Raw genomic sequence first — 22116 nt, forward strand, 5'->3', positions numbered from 1 at the left:
CCGGGAACACTGGCAGAAGGGCTGGGGCACCGGCCATAGTGGGCACTTGTCGTGCACCTGCCGTGCCTCTCGTGCTGATCCGACGTCGACTGGGGGAACCTCCCATGACCCGATCCGAACTCCCCCGCAGGGCCCTGCTGACGGCCGCCGCCGCCGTGGCCGCCACCGCGGCGGCCGGTCCCGCCGCCGCGGGCGGCCCGCTGCCGCGCCCCTCGGCCGCCGGGCGGCAGGAGCCCGCCACCATCGACAACCGGTTCTGGAGCACCGCCTCGGACTGGCTCCAGGGCCGCGCCTCCGGCGTCCGCGTCGTCGCCGGGTCCCGCCCCGGTGTCCGCATCGCCGCGCCCGCCGGGGTCACCGAGTACACCGACCCGCACACCGGCACCACCGCCGCCTGGGAGTACGCCACCTGGACCTCCCCGCTGCACCGCAGCAAGGTCCCCGCCACGGAGCTGATCGCCTCCTGGAACGCCCGTACGCCGGCCGGGACCTGGCTCCAGACCGAGGTGGAGGGGGTCTACGCGGACGGCGGACGCACCCCCTGGTACGTGCTGGGCCGGTGGGCCTCGGGCGACCAGGACATCCGGCGGACCTCCGTCGACGGCCAGGGCGACGACCGCAGCAGCGTGTGGACCGACACCGTCTCGGTGGACGACGCCGCCTCCGGTACCCGGATCGTCGCGTACCGCCTGCGCCTGACGCTCTACCGCACCCCGGGCAGCGGCGCCACGCCCACCGTCTGGCGCGCCGGGGCGATGACCTCCGACGTCCCCGACCGCTTCACCGCCCCGGCGGCCCGCCCCGGCCGCGCCCGGGAACTGGCGGTGCCCCGCTACTCGCAGAACACCCACGTCGGTCAGTACCCGGAGTACGACAACGGCGGCGAGGCGTGGTGCAGCCCCACCTCCTCGCAGATGATCATCGAGTACTGGGGCCGTCACCCCACCGCCGAGGACCTGGCCTGGGTCAACCCCGACTACGAGGATCCCCAGGTCTGCCACGCTGCCCGCTTCACGTACGACCACCAGTACGAGGGTTGCGGCAACTGGCCCTTCAACGCCGCCTACGCGGCCACCTACGACGATCTGCGCGCCGTCGTCACCCGCCTCGGCTCCCTCACCGACCTGCACCGGCTGGTCACCGCCGGCATCCCCGTCATCACCTCGCAGTCCTTCCTCGCCGAGGAGCTGACCGGCGCCGGCTACGGCACCTCCGGGCACCTGATGACGGTCGTGGGCTTCACCGAGGACGGCGACATCATCGCCAACGACCCCGCCTCCCCGAGCAACGAGGCGGTCCGCCGGGTCTACGACCGGTCGCAATGGTCGGACATCTGGCTGAGGACCAAGCGGTACGGCGCCGACGGCCGGGTCCTCTCGGGGACCGGCGGCGTCTGCTACCTCTACTTCCCCGCCGACGCGAGCGCCGCCCAGCGCGCCGCACTCGCCTCGGTCGGTATCCGCTGACACCGGACAGGATGCCGGAGGGGGCGCGGGCGACCAGGCCCGCGCCCCCTCGGTGCTCGCCGGGCGGCGGTCAGTCGATCGCGTGGATCAGCTCACCGTCGTCGGTGTCCCCGCTCAGCTCCCAGAAGAAGGTGCCGGCCAGGCCCTCGCGCTCCTTGAAGGCCATCTTGCCGGCGATGGTCTCGGGCGTGTCGTAGCTCCACCACTCGCCGTCGCAGAGCGCGTAGGCCGTCCCGCCGGCCTCGCCGGTCGCCGGGCACCTCTCCTTGAGCACCTTGTAGTCCTCGATGCCCTGCTCGTGGACACCGGCGGCGGGTCCGCTCGCGCTGCCGCCCGGCGCCGCCTCGCTGACCCCGGTCCACCCCCGGCCGTAGAAGCCGAGGCCCAGCAGCAGCTTGGACGCCGGGACGCCGGCCTCCTTCAGCTTGGCGATGGTCGCCTCCGTGGTGAAGGAGGCGTCCGGGATGGCCTCGTACGCCGTCAGGGGCGAGTGCGGGGCGGTCGGGCCCTGGGCGTCCCACGCGCCGTAGTAGTCGTAGGTCATCGGGTTGTACCAGTCGACGTACTGGGCGGCTCCGGCGTAGTCGGTGGCGTCCAGTTTGCCGCCCTCGGAGGCGTCGGCCGGGATCGCGGCGGTGACCAGGTAGTCGTCACCGAACTCGGCGCGCAGCGCGGAGACCACCTCGCCGAACGCCTCGGGGCCGCTCTCGTCGCAGGTCAGCCCGCAGGCGTTCGGATACTCCCAGTCGACGTCGATGCCGTCGAAGACGTCGGCCCAACGCGGGTCCTCGACCAGGTCGTGGCAGGACTCGGCGAAGGCGGCCGGGTCCTTGGCCGCCTCGGTGAACCCGCCGGACCAGGTCCAGCCGCCGAACGACCAGAGGACCTTGAGGTCCGGGTGCAGCTCCTTGAGCTTCAGCAACTGGTTGAAGTTGCCGCGCAGCGGCTGGTCCCAGGCGTCAGCCTCGCCGTCCACCGACTCCTCGGCGGTGTACGCCTTCTCGGTCGCCGCGAAGCCGTCCCCGAGGGCGCACTTGCCGCCCTGGACGTTGCCGAAGGAGTAGTTGATGTGGGTGAGCTTGTCGGCGGAGCCCGACGTCTCGATGTTCTTGACGTGGTAGTTCCGGTCGTACACCCCCCACTCGGTGAAGTAGCCGATCACCTTGGAGCCGGCCTGGGCCTCGGCTTCGGCGGATGCCTCGACGGTGGGGGAGGGCGCGGGCTCGGCGGAGGCGGTGGCGGCACCGGCGAGCAGGCCGGCGCCGAGGACGGCGGAGGTGGCGGCGGCCAGCAGGGCCGTCAGGCGGGAGCGTGGACGGGTTCCGGGCATCGTGTCTCCTCGTGGGGGAGGCGGACGGGGCGGCGGGCCCGGTGCGCGGATTGTCATGTTCGCGACGCTTGGCCCGCCGTTGCCGGAACCTTAGGAGGACTAGACCAGTTGGTCAATGGTTCGTACCAATACGCCGCAGTGACCCCCACGAGCGGTCCTGGCCGCCACCCCGTGACGGCGGGGCCCTGATCGGGCATACTCGACGCGCCACAGCCGCTGGTCAGGCCCGGTGCGCGCCCCTCGGGGAAGCGGGACAGGGGCCGACGGTCCGCGACCCGGACCGCCGGCCGGCTGCGGCAGCGAGACCGGCGACGGCGCCACACCCCGTGCGCGGACGCCGGCATGCCCTGACACGGAGGAGAGCGCCCGCCATGAACGACCGCGCCCCGCAGGCGGTGGACCGTCAACTGCCCACCGAGGAGGCCCGGGACCTGATCTCGCTCGTCCGCGAGCTGGTCCGCCGCGACATCGCCCCTGCCGCCGCCGACGAGGAGGAGGCCGGCCGCTTTCCCCGCTCCGTCTTCACCCGCCTCTCCGAGGCGGGACTTCTCGGGCTGCCCTACCCGGTCGAGTACGGCGGCGGGGCCCAGCCCTACGAGGTCTACCTCCAGGTCCTGGAGGAGCTGGCCGCGGCCCGGCTCACCGTCGGCCTCGGCGTCAGCGTGCACACCCTCGCCTGCCACGGCCTCGCCGCCTTCGGCACCGAGGAACAGCGCGCCGCCCACCTGCCCGCCATGACCGGTGGCGGCCTCCTCGGCGCCTACGGCCTCTCGGAGCCGGCCGCCGGCTCGGACGCGGCCTCCCTGCGCACCCGGGCCCGCCGCGAGGGGGACGGCTGGGTGCTCGACGGCACCAAGGCCTGGATCACCCACGGCGGGATCGCCGACTTCTACACCGTGATGGCCCGCACCGGCGAGGCCGGCCCGCGCGGCATCACCGCCTTCCTCGTCCCGGGCGACGCCCCGGGACTGAGCGCGGCCGCGCCCGAGCGCAAGATGGGCCTGAAGGGCTCACCCACCGCCCAGATACACCTGGACGGCGTCCGGGTCGGCGACGACCGCCGCCTCGGCGAGGAGGGGCAGGGTTTCGCCGTCGCGCTGGCCGCTCTGGACTCCGGGCGCCTCGGCATCGCCGCCTGCGCGACCGGCGTGGCCCAGGCCGCGCTCGACGCCGCGGTGGAGTACGCCTCCGGGCGCCGTCAGTTCGGCCGGCCGATCGCCGACTTCCAGGGCTTGCGGTTCCTCCTCGCCGACATGGCCACCCAGGTGGAGGCCGGACGGGCGCTCTACCTCGCGGCGGCCCGGCTGCGCGACGCGGGGCTGCCCTTCTCCCGGCAGGCCGCCATGGCCAAGCTGTTCTGCACGGACACGGCCATGAAGGTCACCACCGACGCGGTCCAGGTGCTCGGCGGGTACGGCTACACGGCCGACTTCCCCGTCGAGCGGCTGATGCGGGAGGCCAAGGTGCTCCAGATCGTCGAGGGCACCAACCAGATCCAGCGCATGGTCATCGCCCGTCACCTGGCCGGGCCGGAGAGCCGCTGAACCGGAAGACCGGGGCCGCCGCCAGCCGGGACCACTCCGGGTCGCGGCGGCCCGGCAGGGTCCGTCCGTGGCGGGCCCACTGCTGGACCACCGCGCGGTAGATGGGCGGGTCGGCCGCAGGGGGAATCGGTTCTTCCGGGCTGGGCGGCGGCACGGGGAGCCCGTGCCGGCGCCGTCCGTTCACGGAGGGCGAAGAGGTCATGCCAGGCGAACGCCGTGCCCCGCCAAGGGGTCACGGGTGCGCCGCCGTCCGGGGCCGCCCGCCCCTCGTCGCCGCCCCGCGCGAGTGGTGGGCCCGGCGGGCGGCGCGTACGCCGCCGCGCGGGAGCGGCCGGTGGGTCAGGCGGCCTGGCCGCCCACCCGCTGGAGGCCGATCGGCCGGGAGCCGGGGCCGCCCACGTGGGAGAACGGCTGCGTCCGCCAGTCCAGTGTCTGCGGCAGCGTCAGCAGTACGGCGGCCTCCTGGGCGTGACGGCCCGTCTCCTCGCCGGCCGGGAGCGCCTGGCCGGCCGGGCGCCCCGTGCCGGAGCAGACCGTGAGCCCGAACGGATCCCACGGGGTGGCGCACAGGGCGTGCTGGGGCAGCGTCTCCTCGTCGGCGAGGAGGGCGATGGGCTGCGCGCAGTCGGGGCACACGACGCGGAACATCCCGAAGGTCTCGTACGTGTCGAGCTCCTCCTCGGACTCCTCGACCGGGTCGGGCACCAGCTCGACGGCGGGCTGCTGCCTGCTGCGGGCAGCACGATGGGAACGCTTGGAACTCTGCATGGGTTTCTCCCCCTCGGGTGGGCCGACAAGGCGACTGCGGCCTCGACCACAGCAAGCACTTCCCTGGGAGATCGACGGGTAATCACTTCGCAGGCCAGGACACGGCCGCACGGATGTGGCCTTGGTCACATGCCGGGCGCACTTCGCCGTGAACGGCGTAACGTTCGCGCCCCTGTCCGCGCGCGAGCACCCGTCGCACGCCGGGAAGGCGCGGGCCTCTGCTCCGGGCCGCCGTCCGCCCACTGGTCCTCGTATGCGGTCCGCCGCCGGCGCCCTGTAGGTTCTTGCGCCATGGAGGACCTGGACCGTCAGATCGTGCAGTTGCTCGTCACTGACGGGCGGATGAGCTACACCGACCTGGGCAAGGCCACGGGCCTGTCCACCTCCGCCGTGCACCAGCGGGTGCGCAGGCTGGAGCAGCGCGGGGTGATCCGGGGCTATGCCGCCGTGGTCGACCCGGAGGCGGTGGGGCTGCCGCTGACCGCCTTCATCTCGGTCAAGCCCTTCGACCCCAGCGCCCCTGACGACATCGCCGAACGCCTCGCGGGCGTCCCGGAGATCGAGGCGTGCCACAGCGTCGCGGGCGACGAGAACTACATCCTCAAGGTCCGCGTCACCGCCCCCGTCGCCCTGGAGGACCTCCTCTCCCGGGTCCGCTCCCTGGCCGGCGTCTCGACCCGCACCACCGTCGTCCTCTCCACCCCCTACGAGGCGCGCCCGCCGCAGCTCTGACCGCCCCGCCCGTGGGCGCGCGAAGGAGCGGACCGGACGCACGTCCCGGCGCACCACGGCGCGCGGGAGGCGCCCCCGCGCGCCGTGCCGGCCCCCCGAGGGGCGAGACTGTCCCCCATGAGTGACAGCACCGCCCCGCCCCGCCCCGGACCCGCCGCCACCCGCACCGTGCTGCTGCGCGGCGGCGAGGTGCACAGCCCCGCGGACCCGTTCGCCACCGCGATGGTCGTCGAGCGCGGACAGGTCGCCTGGGTCGGTTCGGAGGGCGCCGCCGACGCCTTCGCCGACGGTGTGGACGAGGTCGTGCACCTGGACGGCGCCCTGGTCACCCCGGCCTTCACCGACGCCCACGTCCACCTCACCAGCACCGGCCTCGCCCGCACCGGCCTCGACCTCTCCGGCACCCGCACCGTCGAGCAGGCCCTCGACCTGGTCCGCGCCCACGCCGAGGCCCGCCCCCACGACCGGGTGCTGCTCGGCCACGGCTGGGACGCCGCCCGCTGGCCCGGCCAGTTCCCGCCCGGCCGCGCCCAGCTCGACGAGGCGACCGGCGGGCGCCCCCTGTACCTCTCCCGGATCGACGTCCACTCGGCGGTCGTCAGCAGCGCCCTGTTGGACCTGGTGCCCGGTGTCACCGAGCGCGCCGGGTACCGCCCGGACGCGCCCCTCACCGGCGACGCCCACCACGCCGTACGCGCCGCCGCGCTCGGCGCCGTGACGCCCGCCCAGCGGGCCGAGGCCCAGCGCGCCGCCCTGCGGGAGGCCGCCTCGCTGGGGGTCGGCTCCGTCCACGAGTGCGCGGGCCCCGAGATCAGCGGTGAGGACGACTTCACCGGCCTGCTGCGGCTCGCCGCCGAGGAGCCGGGGCCGCGCGTCACCGGCTACTGGGGTGAACCGGTCACCGGCCCCTTGGGCGCCGCCCGCATCCGCGACCTCGGCGCCCACGGCGCCGCCGGGGACCTCTTCGTGGACGGCGCCCTCGGCTCCCACACCGCCTGCCTGCACGCCCCCTACGCGGACGCCGGCCACACCGGGACCGCCCACCTCGACGCCGCCGCCGTCGCCGCGCACGTCGTCGCCTGTACCGAGGCCGGTCTTCAGGCCGGGTTCCACGCCATCGGGGACGCCGCGCTGACCGCCGTCGTCGAGGGCGTCCGCGCCGCCGCCGAGAAGACCGGACTCGCCCGGGTGCGCTCTGCCCGGCACCGCGTCGAGCACGCGGAGATGCTGACCGGGGAGACCCTGGCCGCCCTCGCGGAACTGGGCATGACCGCCTCCGTGCAGCCCGCCTTCGACGCCCTGTGGGGCGGCGAGGACGGCATGTACGCCCAGCGGCTCGGCGCCTCACGCGCGCGCACCCTCAACCCGTTCGCCGCGATGCTCCGCGGCGGCATCCCGCTGGCCTTCGGCTCCGACAGCCCCGTCACCCCCGTCGCCCCCTGGGAGGGCGTCCGGGCCGCCGCCTTCCACCACACCCCCGAGCACCGCGTCTCCGTCCGCGCCGCCTTCACCGCCCACACCCGGGGCGGCTGGCGGGCGATCGGCCGCGACGACGCGGGCGTCCTCGTCCCCGGCGCCCCCGCCGACTACGCGCTCTGGCGCACCGAGGAACTCCTGGTCCAGGCGCCGGACGACCGGGTCGCCCGCTGGTCGACCGACCCGCGCTCCGGCACCCCCGGGCTGCCCGACCTCACCCCCGGCGCCGACCTGCCGGTCTGCCTGCGGACCGTGGTGGGCGGCGAGACGGTGTACGTGCGCCCACCCGAGTGATCTGGCGGCGCGGCGCGCTCCCGGCGACTCGCCGTCCTTGCCCGGGCCCGCCGCGGGCACCCCGGGCCTGACCTGGACCTTCCCGAAGACGCCCCAGGTGACACGGGTGTTGACAGAACCGCGAGGCGGACGGGTAGGTTCGGCCGGGTCCACCACTGGACGCCCGACCGGGGAACCCCCGAACCGTCGCCGTACGCCACTGGGTCAGGGGCGGTACGCCACCAGGCGCACCGCCACTGGGAGCCAGGCCCAGCGCTCGCGCCGCGGGGACGAGGGACGTTCCGGCCGGCCGGCGGGTGCGACCCGGGTGGGGCCCGGAGGTTCAGTAGACAACGGTTCTCGGTCGACCCGCAGCCAGCGGTTCCCGGGCCGGCCCGAAGGACACCGGGCCCCCATTCCGCGCCGTCACCGGCACCGGAGCGTGTCCGGCCGCACACGCGGCACACCCGGTGGCCGGTCCGCCTCCGTCCCCGGCACCCTGACCATTAAGGTGGTTCCCTGTGCACGGACAGGTAAGGGGCAAAGGTGAACGACGGCGGTGACAGGGCTTCTTCGGCCCCGCGCGAGGAGTACGGTCCGCTCGGAACCACGCTGGTGATCATTCCGACCTACAACGAGGCCGACAACCTCGCGCCCGTCGTCGCCCGGGTCCGCGAAGCCGTCCCCGAGGCCCACGTCCTCGTCGCGGACGACAACAGCCCCGACGGCACCGGCAAGATCGCCGACGAACTCGCCGCCGACGACGAGCGGGTCCACGTCCTGCACCGGGCCGGCAAGGAAGGGCTCGGTGCCGCCTACCTCGCCGGGTTCCGCTGGGGCCTGGAGCACGACTTCGGCGTCCTGGTCGAGATGGACGCCGACGGCTCCCACCAGCCCGAGGAACTGCCGCGCCTGCTCACCGCCCTCAAGGGCGCCGACCTGGTCCTCGGCTCGCGCTGGGTGCCCGGCGGGCGGGTCGTCAACTGGCCGCGCAGCCGCCAGCTCCTCTCGCGCGGCGGCAGCACCTACTCGCGCCTGCTGCTGGACGTGCCGCTGCGCGACATCACCGGCGGGTACCGCGCCTTCCGCCGCGAGACCCTGGAGAGGCTCGGCCTGACCGAGGTCGCCTCGCAGGGGTACTGCTTCCAGGTCGACCTCGCCCGCCGAGCCGTCCAGGCCGGCTGCTCCGTGGTGGAGGTGCCCATCACCTTCGTGGAGCGCGAACACGGCGACAGCAAGATGAGCCGCGACATCGTCGTGGAAGCCCTCTGGCGCGTCACCGCCTGGGGCGTCGGCGGCCGCGTCAACAAGGTTCTCGGGCGTACGCCGGACTGACCGGCGCGCGCCTGCCGCGGCCGCGCACCGGGCACGGCCGACAGGTCTTGATCGTCCCGCCGCCACGTCCCTGGCACCGGCCAGGCACACTGGAGTCATGACGACTGGCGCACCGCCTCCCGCCCCCAACGCTCCGCGCTCCCGCCTGAGAACCTTTTTGCCGCTCGCCCTGGTGGTGTGGCTGGTCCTGGAGGTCTGGCTGCTCACCCGCGTCGCCGAGGCGACCAGCGGGTTCATCGTGTTCCTGCTGCTCCTGGCCGGTGTCGTGGCCGGCTCCGCGGTGATCAAGAGGGCCGGCCGACGAGCCCTGCGGAAGTTCCAGGAGACCGTCGCCCAGCAGCAGCGGGGCGTCACGCCCGAGACCGACCGCAGCGGCGGCAACGCCTTCCTGCTGATCGCCGGGCTGCTGCTCATCCTGCCGGGGCTGGTCTCCGACCTTCTCGGCCTGATCCTGCTGCTGCCCCCGGTCCGCACCGCGCTGGCCCGCCGCGCCGAACGTTCACTGGAACGGCGGATGGCCGCGGCCGGCCCCGGTTCCTTCGGCGGCGCCTTCCAGCAGGCCAGGATGCGTGCCCCCGACGGCAAGGTCGTCCAGGGTGAGGTCGTCCGCGACGACGAGCCGCCGCGGCCCGGCCACGACGACGACCCCCGCCCGCCACTCACCCCCTGAGACGCTTCCTGCCCCCGCCCGGGTCCGCCCGGCGGGGGCACCGCACCGCACGGGCCGGGCCGGTGCTCCGGGCGTGGAGAAGCCCGTGGGCCGTGCCACCCGGTGGAGGGGTCGCACGGCCCACGGGCCGAAACGGTGCGTCAGGCGCTCCGGAAGTGCCTCAGGCGGACTTCCGGCTGTCCCGCGGGTGCACCGCGATGTTCATGGCGCCGGAACGGAGGACCGCCAGCCGCTCGGCCAGCACCTCTTCCAGCTCCTCCCGCGTGCGCCGCTCCATCAGCATGTCCCAGTGCGTACGTGCGGGCTTGCCCTTCTTCTCCTCGGGTCCGTCGCCGTCCACCAGAAGTGCCTGGGCGCCGCAGACCTTGCACTCCCACTCCGGCGGAATCTCGGCCTCAACCGAGAACGGCATCTCGAATCGATGTCCGTTCTGGCATGCGTACTCCACGGCCTGGCGCGGGGCCAGGTCGATGCCGCGGTCGGTCTCGTAGCTCGTCACCACGAGGCGCGTGCCGCGAAGAGCTCGCTCACTCATGAATCGTGCCTCCCGGGCTTGTCGCCCACAGGACAGGTGTCGCTGTCGTCGTCATCCGGTCAACGTCCGGTCGGCGGTAAAGATTCCCGTCAGGGTCATGCGTCGCCGTCGTAGCCGCCCCTTGTTGTACCCACCATCGCCCGGTTTGTCACGTCTGGCCGGGGATGTGCGACCTCACCGCGCGCACTTCACACGCAGTAACGGTACGCCTGGCGAGCCAAACGCGTACACTACCGCCGTTTCGCCGTCCGCGCTAAATCCGGCCCGGCGCGGCATTGCCCGCGTCCAGGACGGCTCTGCGTACGGGTACCCGGGCCAGCAGCGCGAAACCGATCACGAAGAAGAGGACCAGCGAGAGGATCGCGTCCCGGTAGCTGCCCGTGAGCTGGTAGGTGAGGCCGAACAGCAGCGGACCCAGCCAGCTCATGCCCCGGTCACTCATCTCGAACGCCGCGAAGTACTCGGCCTCCTTTCCCGCGGGCACCAGGTGGGAGAAGAGCGAACGCGACAGCGCCTGGGTGCCGCCCAGAACCGTGCCGATGAAGGCCGCCAGCACGAAGAACCAGACCGGCGACCCGGCGGGCAGGAAGTACCCGGCGGCCAGGATCAGGGTCCAGACCACCAGCGAGCCCAGGATCGTGCGCTGCGCGCCGTGCCGGTCGGCCAGTCGCCCCATGCCCAGTGCCCCGGCCACCGCGAGGACCTGCACCAGCAGCACCGCCACGATCAGCGTGGACTGGTCCAGGCCCAGTTCCTCCGAGCCGAAGACCGACGCCTGGCTGATCACGGTCTGCACGCCGTCGTTGTACATCAGGTACGCCAGCAGGAACCCCAGGGTCAGCGGATGGCGGCGCATGTCCTTGACGGTCGCCGTGAGCCGGCCCCAGCCGCCGCGCCGGGCCGCCACCGCCCTGGGGCTCACCCGGCGGTCGCGCAGCCGGCGCAGCGGGACCAGCGTGAACGCGCCCCACCAGACGCCCGCCGAGGCGAGGCAGATCCGCACCGCCGTCCCCTCGCTCAGCCCGAAGGACTCGTGCGCGGTGTACAGCACCAGGTCGGCCAGCAGGACCAGGGCGCCCGCCGCGTAGCCGAACGCCCATCCCTTCGAGGAGACGGCGTCGCGCTCCTCGGGTGCGGCGATCTGGGGCAGATAGGAGTTGTAGAGGACCATCGAGACGGCGAGTGAGGCGTTGGCGACCACCAGCAGCAGGCCGCCGAGGAGGTACCGGTCGCCGTCGAGGAAGAACATGCCGGCCGTGGCGGCCGCGCCCAGGTAGGCGGAGAGGGCCAGCAGCGGCTTCTTGCGGCCGGTGCGGTCCGCGGCGGCGCCCGCCACCGGCATCACCGCGATCGCCAGGATCACCGACAGGGAGACCGCGTACGCGAAGAAGGAGCCCGCGGCGACCGGTATGCCGAGCGGATGGACGTATCCCTCGGCGTCGGCGGCCGTCCTGGCGACCGTGGTGAGGTACGGGCCGAGGAAGACGGTGAGGACGCTGGTGGAGTAGACCGAGCAGGCCCAGTCGTAGGCGTACCAGCCGCGCTGCTCGCGGCGTCTGGCGTCGGCCCGGCCCGACTCCTCGGCAGGTACGGTCCCGCTGCTCATCGTCTTCCCCCTCGCTCCGGGCCGCCGCGTGGGCCGGACGGGCTCAGGCCCACTGCCCCCGGTCGCGCAGCACATCGCGCAGTGTGCCGATGTGATCGGTCATGATGCCATCGACGCCGAGCTCCAGGAGGGCGGCCATCCGCCCGGGATCGTTGACGGTCCACACGTGCACCTGGAGCCCCCGCGCGTGGGCCGCGCGCACGAAGCGGCCGTCCACCACCGGGACGCCGTACTGCGCCTCGGGGACCTGCACGCAGACCGCGGAGCCACGCACCGCCGCCGGCAGTCCCCAGGAGCGCAGCCGCAGGCCGAGCACGCCGCGTACCCCGTAGGAGGTGGCCAGGCGCGGGCCGCCGAGTCGCCGGGCGCGGGCCACCCGGCTCTCCGAGAAGGAGCCGACGCAGACCCGTTCCCAGGCGTCCGCCCGCTCGATCAGCTCCAGCAGCGGGCGCAGCGCGGGCTCCGCCTTCACGTCGACGTTCCAGCGCGCCCCGGGGAAACGTTCCAGCAGCTCGTCGAAGCGCGGAACCGGCTCGCGGCCCGCCACCCTGGCCCGCGCCACCTCGCTCCAGGGCAGGTCGGCGATGCGGCCGGCGCGGTCCGTGACCCGGTCCAGCGTCGCGTCGTGGAAGGCGGCGAGCACCCCGTCCGCGGTGAGGTGGACGTCGGTCTCCAGGTACCGGTAGCCCGCCGCGACGGCCTCGGAGAAGGCCGCGGTGGTGTTCTCCCGGCCGCCGGCCGCCCCGCCACGGTGGGCGAAGGGCAGCGGGCCGGGGTGGTCCAGGTACGGATGGCGGGCCGGGGGCCTCGAAGCGGTCACGGAGGCAGTATCGCCCCGTCGGCCGCGGCGGCCGGGCGCGGGGCCGCGGTGGCCGGGACCGCGAAGAGCCTCAGGAACCACTGGGCCAGCGGCCCGATGGACAGGGCGTACACCACCGTGCCCACGCCGACGGTGCCGCCGAGGGCGAAGCCGGTCACCACCACCAGCACCTCGATGCCGGTGCGGACCAGCCGCACGGAGCCGCCGGTGACCTGGTGCAGGCCGGTCATCAGGCCGTCGCGCGGACCGGGACCGAACCGGGCGGCGATGTACAGGCCGGTCGCTGCTCCGTTCAGGACGACGCCGGTGACCATCAGCGTCACCCGGACGGCGAGGTGCCCGGTGGAGGGGAGGAGGGCCAGTGTCGCGTCCAGCGCGACACCGACCACGAAGACGTTGCAGACCGTGCCGAGGCCGGGCCGCTGGCGCAGGGGTATCCACAGCAGCAGCACCGCCGCGCCGACCACGATCGACACCACCCCCATCGACAGCCCGCTCAGCTCCGACAGGCCCTGCTGGAACACCCCCCACGGCTCCAGTCCGAGCCCGCCCCGCACCAGCAGGGCGACGCTCACCCCGTACAGCACGAGGCCGGTGGACAACTGGACGAGGCGGCGGGGGAGCCGGCGCTCGTGCAGGCGTGGCGTGAGGAACACCGCGACCTCCTGGCTGGTGACAGTGGACTGACACGTGTCACTGTGTGGCGTGCGAACAACGGCCGGACAGGGCCAATTCGGGGAAGGTGGACCGACTTCATGACCCAGTGGACCTCGGTGACCGGTGCGGCACAACTCGCCCGCCTGCTCGCCTCGCAGTCCTGGCAGACCCGTACCGGCCCCGGCGGACGCCGTCCTCCGGCCTACCGCGCCCTCGCCGACGGCGTCCGGCTGCTCGTCCTGGAGGGCCGCGTCCCCGTCGCCGCCCGCCTGCCCGCCGAACGCGAGCTGGCTCTCGCCCTCGCTGTCAGCCGCACCACCGTGGCCGCCGCCTACGAGGCGCTGCGCGGCGAGGGGTTCCTCGCCTCCCGGCGCGGCGCCGGGAGCTGGACGGCCGTCCCGGCGGGCAACCCGCTGCCCGCCCGCGGCCTCGAACCGCTGCCCCCCGAAGCCCTCGGCGCCCTCATCGACCTCGGCTGCGCCTCGCTGCCCGCCCCCGAACCGTGGCTGACCCGCGCCGTCACCGGTGCGCTGGAGTCCCTGCCGCCGTACGCCATGACACACGGCGACTACCCGGCCGGCCTGCCCGACCTGCGGGCCACGCTCGCCGAGCGGTACACGCGGCTGGGCATCCCGACCATGCCCGAGCAGATCATGGTCACCACCGGGGCGATGGGCGCCATCGACGCCATCTGCCACCTCTTCGCCCCGCAGGGCGAGCGCATCGCGGTCGAGTCGCCCAGCTACGCCAACATCCTCCAGCTCATGCGGGAGGCCGGCGCCCGGCTGGTCCCGGTCGCCATGGCCGACCGGCTGCGCGGCTGGGACCTGGACCGCTGGCGCCAGGTGCTGCGGGACGCCGCTCCCCGGCTCGGCTACGTCGTCGCCGACTTCCACAATCCCACCGGTGCCCTCGCCGACGAGGAGCAGCGCCGCGCCCTGGTGGAGGCCGCCCGGTCGGCGGGGACCGTGCTCGTCGTCGACGAGACCATGACCGAACTCGCCCTCGACCCGGAACTCGCCCCCGCCCCCGACGGCACCTCCGCCCTGCCCCGCCGGGTCTGCGCCTTCGACCCGGCGGGCTCCACCGTGATCACGGTCGGCTCCGCGAGCAAGGCCTTCTGGGCCGGGATGCGGATCGGCTGGGTACGGGCGGCTCCCGACGTGATCCGCCGCCTGGTCTCCGCCCGCGCCTACGCCGACCTCGGCACCCCCGTCCTCGAACAGCTCGCCGTGCACTGGCTGCTCTCCGGCGGCGGCTGGGAGGAGGCCGTGCGGCTCCGCCGCGATCAGGCGCGCGAGAACCGCGACACCCTGGTCGCCGCCGTCCGCCGGGAACTGCCCGACTGGAGTTTCGAGGTGCCGCGCGGCGGCCTCACCCTCTGGGTGCGCACCGGGGGCCTCTCCGGTTCCCGCATCGCCGCCCTCGGCGAACAGGTCGGCATCCGCGTCCCCTCCGGCCCGCGCTTCGGCGTCGACGGGGCCTTCGAGGGGTACGTCCGGCTGCCGTTCACCGTCGGGGGGGCGGTGGCCGACGAGGCGGCGGTGCGGCTCGCGGCCGCCGCCCAACTGGTCCGCGAGGGGGTGCGCGGCGGCGCTGAGTCCCCGCGCAGCGTGGTCGCCTGAGAAACGGCCGCGCCCCGCGGGGCGCGCGGGGCGCGGGGCGCGCGGATCAGCTGTCGGCGCCCGCCGGGACGGCGGGGGGCGCGGCGGGCGCCGGGGGGACCGTGAGCGGCTGGGGGCGCGGCGGCAGCAGCTCCAGCACGGCACGCCGGTCGGCCTCGGCCGTCCCCTCGTCGTACGGGTCGGGCGCGGCCGGCACCTGGAGGCGCTGGACGGGGCCGTCGCCGAGCCGGACCCAGCCCCGGCCGGGCGGGGCCGCGGCGGGCGTCGAGGTGTTGGGCGGGGCGCCGAGCACCAGGGCGACCTGGGCGGCGGAGGCGCGTCCCAGCACGACGCGGGCCCGGGTGTGGCGGCGTACCGGTTCGGCCAGGGCCTCGGTGGAGTCGAACTGCTCGGCCACCACCACGGTGACCTGGGCGGCGCGGCCGTGCCGCAACGGGACCTGGAGCAGACTCTGCGGGTCGGGCCTGCCCCCGGCCCCGGCCAGGTGCGCGAGGGCGGCGGGGCGGTCGACCAGGATCCACAGTGGGCGCCGGGTGTCCGGAGGCGGCGGATGGCCTTCCTGGCGGGCCCGGTTGGCGGCGATGAGCCGGCGTTCCGTCTCGTGGCAGGCCCATTCCAGGCCGGTGAGGGCGCCGTCGAGGTCGCACTCGACGGCGAGGACGCCCTCGCGGCCGGTCAGACAGGCGTACTCGCCGGTGCCGCCGCCGTCCACCACCAGTACGTCCCCCTGGCGCAGCGCCTGGAGGGCGAGGGAGCGCAGCAGTGAGGTGGTGCCGCTGCCGGGGTGGCCGACCGCCAGCAGATGCGGCTCGGTGGCGCGGGCACCGGTGCGCCACAGGACGGGGGGCTCGTCCCGGGGCTCGCCGTCGGGACCGGTGACGGGCAGGGTGCGGGCGGTGTCGGCGGCGTCGGTGAAGCCGAGCAGGTGCTCGCCGGGGGTGGTGGCGAAGGGCTGGGCGGTGAGGTCCGAGGGCAGGGGGGCGACGGCGGCGACGGTGAGTTCGTTGCCCTGTTCGTTCCAGTCGAAGCGGTACTCGCGGCCGCGGCCGAGCTTGGCGGCGAGGACCTGTTCGACGCGGAGCCGGGACTCGGGCTCGGCGTCGGGGAAGTAGCCGGGATAGCGCAGTAGCAGCCGGTCCGGGTGGCCGCTCCCGTCGAAGCTGTGCGAGGCGACGGCCTTCTCCCAGTCGCCGCCGTAGCTGTAGAGGGGCGCGGGGTCCTCCGGGACGGAGAAGTAGGGGACGAGCGACTCGTGGAGCGAGGCGAGCCGCCGCGTCCGCGCGTCGTCCAGGCCGGCGGGCGCGGCGGGCTTGCGGTCCCGGCCGGTCCAGGCGGCCGTGGCGAGCAGGGCGGCCAGCGCGAGCGGCAGTCCGTACCGGACGAGGGAGAGGACCAGCAGGACCGCGGCGATCAGGAAGAGCAGCGGGCCGCGCCGGTCCTTCGGGGTGTCGGCCCACTTGCGCCGTCCGGCGGCCGCCAGGCGGCGCAGGCCACGGGTGATCGTGATCAGCGGATGGAGGACGTCCGTGGCGTTGTCCGCCGCCGACCGGGCCAGCTCACGGCTCCGGACGATCGGGGCGGTGCCGCCGCGCAGGATGCTGGGGAGTGGGCGCCGGGCCACGTCTTGACTCCTGGGGGTGCGGGTGCGGGGAGCGGACGGTCAGAACTTGATCCCGCCCAGCAGCCCGGCGAGGCTCGCGCCGCCCGCCGTGATGCTGGGGGCGATGGCGGTACCCGCCAGGTAGAAGCCGAAGAGCGCGCAGACCACGGCGTGGGACGCCTTGAGGCCGTCCTTCCGGAAGAACAGGAAGACGATGATGCCGAGGAGGACGACGCCGGACATGGACAGGATCATGAGAGTTCTCCTGGTGGGTGGGGACGATCACCATCAGTTGTTCCAGGCTCACAGCATGTATCTGTACGACAAAAGGTGCAAATGGGGTAACCGGGGGTGTTTTCACTCGGCTGGTACGTCCCTGGAGGTGCCCGGCACCGGACGGTGGCAGCCTCGGCCCGTGCGCCCCTGGCCGTCCGGGCCCTCGCCCCGGGGCGTGCCCTGACGCCCCGGCGGTGGCAGTACCCTGGCGATTCACCCGGACGGCCCCCCGCCGTCCCGCCGGCCGGGCGCCCGCCCGGCCCGCGCAGCCACCCACCCCCGCACGAGAACGAAAAGGGCGTACCGCCGATGAGTGAGGCACCCGACCCCGAGGTCGTCGAGCTGGCCACCAAGATCTTCGACCTGGCGCGCGAGGGGCAGCACGCCCGGCTGGCCGCCTACGTCGACGCCGGCGTTCCCGTCAACCTCACCAACGACCAGGGCCACACCCTCGTCATGCTCGCCGCCTACCACGGCCACGCGGACGCCGTCCGCGTGCTGCTGGAGCGCGGCGCCGACCCCGACCGGGCCAACGACCGGGGCCAGACCCCGCTCGCGGGAGCCGTCTTCAAGGGCGAGGACGCGGTCGTCACCGCCCTCCTCGACGGCGGCGCCGATCCGGCCGCCGGTACCCCCTCCGCGGTGGACACGGCCCGCATGTTCGGCAAGGACGACCTGCTCGCCCGGTTCACCGCCGCCCAGGACGGTCCTGGCGCGGCCTGAACCGCGCCGACCGGGGACGCCCGTTAAATCTGGTCGCGGCGCCGCGAGCCGCTGAGCCATCATGACGTCGTGATTCACGAACGCGCGAGCTGGGCAGGAGCCGCATCATCGCGCGCACCGTGAACCGGCCCTCCCCGCGCCCCGTGGCCCGGGGACACCCTTGGGGCCATGGACGAGAGGCAGAGACGATGGACATCAGCACCCGACAGCGGACGAGCGTGAAGAACGTCAAGACCGGTTGCGGCGCGGCCAGGTAGTGCACCGTCCCCGGTTGCGTCGACAGCTTGATGTGAGGCTCATCCATGTGTGATTCCGTCGATCCGGTCATAGCGCCCAGCGGCACCCTCCTCGGCCTGCTCCAGCGGGGCAGGGGGGACGGCACGCTGCACGCCCTGACCGCCCCCCGTTCCGAGGCGCTCGCCGCCCTCGACCAGTGCGTCCTGCGCGACCCCCGCCACGACTGGCGGGTGGAGAACCGCTCCCTCTACTACGCCCGGCTCTACCTCGACCTGGACGGCTCCCTGGACGCCGTCGAGGCGCACCTCTTCGCGCCCGAGGACCACGCCGCCCCGGGCGAGGAACGCACCGGCCTGGCCGTCAGCGTCCTCGGCCACCTCGCCTCCTACGGTCGCGAGGACGCCCTGGCGCTCCTGCGCCGGTACGCGGCCCACGGCGCCAACTGGCCCTGGGCCCTGGACGAACTGGCCGTACGCGACGACGACGCCGCCCTCGCCGCGCTGGCCGCCCCCGTCCTCGCCCGGTTCCCCGCCACCGCCGAGGGCGAGGCGGAACTGGCCGCCGCGGCCGGCGACAGCTACGAACCGAGGCCCTGGCACCTCTGGGCCGAGGACCCCGACCCGGCGGTCGGCCCGCGCGTCAAGGCGGCCCTGGAGCGGTCCTCCTTCGGCCTGTGGCAGCGCCAGCTCACCGCCCCCGACCGCCCGCAGTGGAGCGTGGACGGAGTCCTGAGCTGGGCCCAGGAGGGCCACGACCGCGGCAACGACCGCCACGTGCCCGCCGCCCGGTGCCTGGCCACCGTCGCCACCGCCGCCGACCGGCCGGCGCTGCTGGCCGCCGCCCGCGGCGGACTCGACGGGGCGCGCGCCGCCGCCCTCAGCCACCTCGCGCGCACCGGCGACCCGGCGGCGCTCGACCTCATCGAGGCCGCCGTCGCCGACGGCTCGCCCGTGGTCCGCGAGGCCGCCGTCGAGTCGCTGGGGCGGATGGAGGGCGACACGGTCCTCGCCCGTGCCCGTCGCTGGGCCCCGCGCCCCGACGCCCTCGGCTCCGCCGCCGGACGACTCCTCGCCTGCCGGGGCCGGACCGGCGACGGCCCCCTGGTCCTCGCCGCGCTGCGCGAAGCGGTGCGCGGCCACGGCCCCGACGGGCCCGCCCTGTGGTGCCTGGTGGACGGCGCCGGGCGCCTCGGCATCGCGCAGGCCGCGCCGGTCCTGCGCCACCTCTACCGCGAGACGGCCTCCTCCCACCTGCGCGGCCGCACCGCCCAGGCGCTGGCCGCCACCGACGCCTCCTTCGCCAGCGGCTTCGCCGTCGAATGCCTCTGGGACTGCGAGGAGACCACCCGCGAGGTAGGCGCCCGCCACGCCGCCACCGGCGACCAGCGCGTCGTCGGCCGCCTCCGCCGCCTGGCCGCCGACCCGGCCGAGGAGGCGGAGGTCCAGACCGCGGTCCGCAGCCGCATCGGGCCGGACACGGCGGCGATCTGACGAGCCGCCGGGGCAGGGGGACCCCGGCGGTCGCACGGCACCGCGGCCCGGGCCCGCGGAGCACCGTCGCCGGCCGCGTGGGCCAGAGACGAGGCGGCCCGGCACGGGCGGGGCACGGCGCACCGAGACCCGACGCCGCACCGGCGGCGGCGCGAGCGACGCCGACGCGGCGACAGGCCATGTCACGTCCTTTTCTGGCACCTTGAGGACGTGGCCGGACCGGGCGACGAGGGAAGGCGCGGAGAGGGCACGGCCACCGCGCCCCACGGGCCCTTCGGCCGGCCCGGGCCCCGCGGCACCCCGCCCCCGCCCCGGCGGCCGCCCGCACCCGTCTCCTCGACGGTACGTTTCGCCCGATGTCGGAGCGAGGATCTAGGCTGTCCCCCGTGACTTCGCCCGCCTCCACGGAACCCGCTCCGTCCCAGCTCAGCGCGGGGCCGCGCCCGGCGCCGGGCCCGGCCGCCGACGAGGGCCTGGCGCGGCGGCTGCGGGCGCTGGCCTGCACGGCGCCGCTGCACGACCTGGACACCCGCAAGGCCAACCTGGCGGGGGAGTACGCGGGGTACGCGATGGCCGAGGTGGCCCTGGCCGCCATCGACCTGGTCACGCTCCACATGGACTTCGACACCGGCGCCGACCACGAGCAGATAGTGGCCAGGCTGCTGCCCCGCATCGCCGCCCAGGCCCCGGCCCGCCCCGCCGCCGAGCACGAGCGGGTCGCCCGCTGGGTCCTGGAGAACCTCGTCAACGTCGGCAGCGTCGACCGCGGTTTCCGCGCCGTGTACGGCACGTTCGCGCCCGACGGGAGCTACGTCCGCCGCGACTACGACTTCAAACTGGTGGAGGAGGTCCCCGGCCGCGGCGGCAGCGTCTACCTCCGCACCACCGACGAGGCGGTCAACGTCCTGGTCGGCGCCCTCGACACGGACGTCACCAGCGCCCAGATCGCCGCCGAGGTCAAGCTGGAGGTGCTCATCAACCGGGGCCGCCTCGCCGACGCCCAACTCGCCGCCGAACAGGCCCGGTACCGCACCGTCCAGTACTCCGAGACGCTCCGCCGCGCCCTCGACGCCACCCGGCGCAACGTCCGAGCCGTCGACTGGCTCGGCGCCGTCCCCGACATGATCGCCGAGGCGCTCGACCACGTGGCCGACCGCTACCGCCACGAGAACGCCATCCTCACCAACATCCGCAAGGCCCGTGACGAGTCCGAGGACCCCGAGCAGAAACGGCGCGCCGCCGAACTGGTCGACATCGTCAAGGACTGCATCCGCCGGCACACCCAGCTCCAGGCCCGGCTCCTCGAAGCGGGCCCGCTCTTCCGCGCCGAGCAGGACCGCCAGGCGTTCGCCGCCCCCGCCGCCCGGACCGGCGTCGACCTCTACGGCCAGCTCCTCGCACCGCTGCTGCCGCTCCCCGTCGAGCAGGCCTCGCGCGCCACCGACGCCTGGTTCGCCCACGGCACCGGCCTGCGCACCCCCGCCTCGGTCCGCGTCGGCGACCTGGTCGACCTGCTGCTCACCCCGCCGGTCGAACGCGCCCACCTCGGCGCCGAGATGCCCGAGCCGGACCTGATCGCCACCCCGGACGACAGCCGCTTCAGCGAGGAGCAGCTCGCCACCGCCCGCGACCTCCTCGACCTCGAGTGGGACGCGCCCCGCCGCCTCTCCGGACTGCTGGCCGAGGCCCGCCGCCGCGACGACGACCCCTACGGCCTGCCGTACCTGGTGGCCCTCATCGCGGTGCACGCGGCCTCCCCGCCGGTCGGCACCGCCTACCGCCAGGGCGAGCGGCGCCTGCTGTTCGCCGTGGACGACGGCACCGAACTCGACGACCCCCACTTCGGCGGCGCCGACCTGATCGTCGGCAGCGCCCTCCTCGACGCCGCGGGCATGGCCGCCGACCGCACGGAGTCGGCGTGACCGCCGCCCGCCGCGCCCCGTCCCCCCGCCTCCCGGCCCCGTACCGCCGCCCGGGCACGTCCCACCACCAGGAGCACCACCCGTGACCGAGCAGAGCACCGAGCCCGTCCGGGAGAACGCCGGCGCCCCGGCGCCGCACGCCCCCGCCGTCACCCCCGCCGACGCCGCCGACGCCGCCCGGCTGGTCTCCTTCGGCCTCCAGCCCCGGCTCCAGCCCGCCCGGGACGCCGAGTACGGAGAACTCCTGCGCCGGTACCGCGAGGACCCGCCCTTCGCCCGGCTCGCCGACGCCGTCGCCACCGGACTCGGCCTGATCGTCCTGGAGGTCTCCGACCGGGCCGGGATGGCCGTGACCGCCGCCGAGGACTCCGTCTTCGCGGTCCGCATGGGCGACTACGCCCGGCGCGCCTCCACCGACTCCGCCGACCGTTTCCTGCACGGCCTGGCCCATCTCGCGCTGGCCGCCATGGCGTTCCCCCGGCCCGAGGACCTCGCCGACGACGGCTACATCGGCCGCGTCACCGTCAACGGCGTGGACGCCTTCGTCCGCCACGCCTGCCGCAAGCTGGAGGAGCACGCCGAGGAGCGGGGCGACAACACCGACCCGGTCTCCGAAGCCCCCGGCCTGGAGGCGGCCTGGCGCGTCTGGGCCCGGCGCAGCTCCACCGGCGCCACCAAGGACGCCCGCCGGCTCGCCGGTTCCACCACCGGCATCGTCGGCAAGGCCGCCGCCTTCCTCACCGAGTCCGGCTTCCTCCAGCGCACCGGCGACGAGGCCGGCGGTACGTACCGCACCACCGCCCGCTACCAGCTCCAGGTCCGCGACCTCGCCGGCGGCGCCGCCATGAGCGAACTGATCGCCCTCGGCATCGTCCCCGTCAGCGACGGCACCGCCACCCTGCTCCCGCCCGACGAGGGCGACGACCTCGACCTGGTCGCCGACGCCGGACTGCCCTTCTCCTGACCGGCCCGGCCGCCCGCCCACCGCCTGCCCCCGCCGTCCGGCCGCCGCCGGACCGTACCGATCGCAA

Annotated in this window: 18 protein-coding genes and 1 pseudogene; 11 read left to right on the forward strand and 8 right to left on the reverse strand. The window is 74.9% G+C overall.

Annotation, left to right across the window (positions count from 1 at the left end; genetic code table 11):
- Positions 1 to 104 precede the first annotated feature (104 nt).
- Positions 105 to 1466 carry a C39 family peptidase gene (locus Sdia_RS14155; protein WP_100455835.1) on the forward strand — a complete coding sequence of 454 codons (1362 nt, stop codon included), beginning with the start codon at positions 105 to 107 and terminating at the stop codon, positions 1464 to 1466.
- Between the two features lie 70 nt (positions 1467 to 1536).
- Here Sdia_RS14155 and Sdia_RS14160 read toward each other — a convergent pair whose 3' ends face one another.
- On the reverse strand, positions 1537 to 2796 hold the full coding sequence (locus tag Sdia_RS14160; protein ID WP_100455834.1) for a glycoside hydrolase family 18 protein: 1260 nt from the start codon (positions 2794 to 2796) through the stop codon (positions 1537 to 1539).
- A 371-nt stretch (positions 2797 to 3167) separates the two neighbouring features.
- Between Sdia_RS14160 and Sdia_RS14165 the strand changes: the two genes are divergently transcribed.
- Positions 3168 to 4340: an acyl-CoA dehydrogenase family protein gene (locus Sdia_RS14165; protein ID WP_100455833.1), complete on the forward strand. Its 1173-nt coding sequence runs from the start codon at positions 3168 to 3170 to the stop codon at positions 4338 to 4340.
- 339 nt (positions 4341 to 4679) lie between these two features.
- Here Sdia_RS14165 and Sdia_RS14170 read toward each other — a convergent pair whose 3' ends face one another.
- Positions 4680 to 5108, reverse strand: coding sequence for a hypothetical protein (locus Sdia_RS14170; protein WP_189400658.1), 429 nt, complete (start codon positions 5106 to 5108; stop codon positions 4680 to 4682).
- 291 nt (positions 5109 to 5399) lie between these two features.
- Between Sdia_RS14170 and Sdia_RS14175 the strand changes: the two genes are divergently transcribed.
- The 4 genes from Sdia_RS14175 (at position 5400) to fxsA (ending at position 9594) form a co-directional block, all read left to right on the forward strand.
- A complete protein-coding gene (locus tag Sdia_RS14175; RefSeq protein WP_100455830.1) occupies positions 5400 to 5840 on the forward strand; it encodes an Lrp/AsnC family transcriptional regulator in 441 nt (146 codons plus the stop codon).
- Positions 5841 to 5957: 117 nt separating this feature from the next.
- Entirely contained in the window at positions 5958 to 7610 is a 1653-nt protein-coding gene (locus tag Sdia_RS14180) for an amidohydrolase (protein WP_115068425.1), read from the forward strand.
- A 525-nt stretch (positions 7611 to 8135) separates the two neighbouring features.
- Entirely contained in the window at positions 8136 to 8924 is a 789-nt protein-coding gene (locus Sdia_RS14185; RefSeq protein ID WP_100455828.1) for a polyprenol monophosphomannose synthase, read from the forward strand.
- Positions 8925 to 9021: 97 nt separating this feature from the next.
- Positions 9022 to 9594: an FxsA family membrane protein gene (fxsA, locus tag Sdia_RS14190; protein WP_164495111.1), complete on the forward strand. Its 573-nt coding sequence runs from the start codon at positions 9022 to 9024 to the stop codon at positions 9592 to 9594.
- A gap of 160 nt (positions 9595 to 9754) precedes the next feature.
- On the opposite strand, the gene Sdia_RS14195 is transcribed toward fxsA, so the two are convergent.
- The 4 genes from Sdia_RS14195 to yczE all read right to left on the reverse strand — a co-directional run bounded on the left by Sdia_RS14195 (position 9755) and on the right by yczE (position 13211).
- Positions 9755 to 10129, reverse strand: a complete 375-nt coding sequence (locus tag Sdia_RS14195) for an RNA polymerase-binding protein RbpA (RefSeq protein WP_003946969.1) — start codon at positions 10127 to 10129, stop codon at positions 9755 to 9757.
- Positions 10130 to 10382: 253 nt separating this feature from the next.
- The gene (locus Sdia_RS14200; protein ID WP_115068424.1) at positions 10383 to 11735 is read right to left on the reverse strand and encodes an MFS transporter; all 1353 of its coding nucleotides are present in this window, start codon (positions 11733 to 11735) and stop codon (positions 10383 to 10385) included.
- Positions 11736 to 11778: 43 nt separating this feature from the next.
- Complete coding sequence (locus tag Sdia_RS14205) at positions 11779 to 12555, reverse strand: glycerophosphodiester phosphodiesterase family protein (protein ID WP_100455826.1); 777 nt, start codon at positions 12553 to 12555, stop codon at positions 11779 to 11781.
- The gene (yczE, locus tag Sdia_RS14210; protein WP_100455825.1) at positions 12552 to 13211 is read right to left on the reverse strand and encodes a membrane protein YczE; all 660 of its coding nucleotides are present in this window, start codon (positions 13209 to 13211) and stop codon (positions 12552 to 12554) included. Before yczE ends, Sdia_RS14205 begins: the two co-directional genes overlap by 4 nt.
- A gap of 99 nt (positions 13212 to 13310) precedes the next feature.
- Here yczE and Sdia_RS14215 point away from each other — a divergent pair, with 99 nt between their 5' ends.
- Entirely contained in the window at positions 13311 to 14837 is a 1527-nt protein-coding gene (locus Sdia_RS14215) for an SCO1417 family PLP biosynthesis transcription factor (protein ID WP_100455824.1), read from the forward strand.
- A 46-nt stretch (positions 14838 to 14883) separates the two neighbouring features.
- On the opposite strand, the pseudogene Sdia_RS14220 reads toward Sdia_RS14215, so the two are convergent.
- Both Sdia_RS14220 and Sdia_RS14225 read right to left on the reverse strand, forming a co-directional pair.
- A pseudogene (locus Sdia_RS14220) lies at positions 14884 to 16458 on the reverse strand (hypothetical protein); the annotation flags it as partial.
- 39 nt (positions 16459 to 16497) lie between these two features.
- Positions 16498 to 16692, reverse strand: coding sequence for a hypothetical protein (locus Sdia_RS14225; RefSeq protein WP_003946963.1), 195 nt, complete (start codon positions 16690 to 16692; stop codon positions 16498 to 16500).
- Positions 16693 to 17022: 330 nt separating this feature from the next.
- On the opposite strand from Sdia_RS14225, the gene Sdia_RS14230 reads away from it, so the two are divergent.
- The 4 genes from Sdia_RS14230 to Sdia_RS14245 all read left to right on the forward strand — a co-directional run bounded on the left by Sdia_RS14230 (position 17023) and on the right by Sdia_RS14245 (position 22049).
- Entirely contained in the window at positions 17023 to 17436 is a 414-nt protein-coding gene (locus tag Sdia_RS14230; RefSeq protein ID WP_164379884.1) for an ankyrin repeat domain-containing protein, read from the forward strand.
- A gap of 302 nt (positions 17437 to 17738) precedes the next feature.
- Complete coding sequence (locus Sdia_RS14235; RefSeq protein WP_189500375.1) at positions 17739 to 19163, forward strand: HEAT repeat domain-containing protein; 1425 nt, start codon at positions 17739 to 17741, stop codon at positions 19161 to 19163.
- Positions 19164 to 19549: 386 nt separating this feature from the next.
- A complete protein-coding gene (locus tag Sdia_RS14240; protein ID WP_100455821.1) occupies positions 19550 to 21085 on the forward strand; it encodes a hypothetical protein in 1536 nt (511 codons plus the stop codon).
- Between the two features lie 82 nt (positions 21086 to 21167).
- The gene (locus tag Sdia_RS14245) at positions 21168 to 22049 is read left to right on the forward strand and encodes a hypothetical protein (protein WP_100455820.1); all 882 of its coding nucleotides are present in this window, start codon (positions 21168 to 21170) and stop codon (positions 22047 to 22049) included.
- Positions 22050 to 22116: the final 67 nt, after the last annotated feature.

Origin of the sequence: Streptomyces diastaticus subsp. diastaticus (assembly GCF_011170125.1) — a bacterium.
In the GTDB taxonomy this organism is placed as follows: Bacteria; Actinomycetota; Actinomycetes; order Streptomycetales; family Streptomycetaceae; genus Streptomyces; species Streptomyces diastaticus.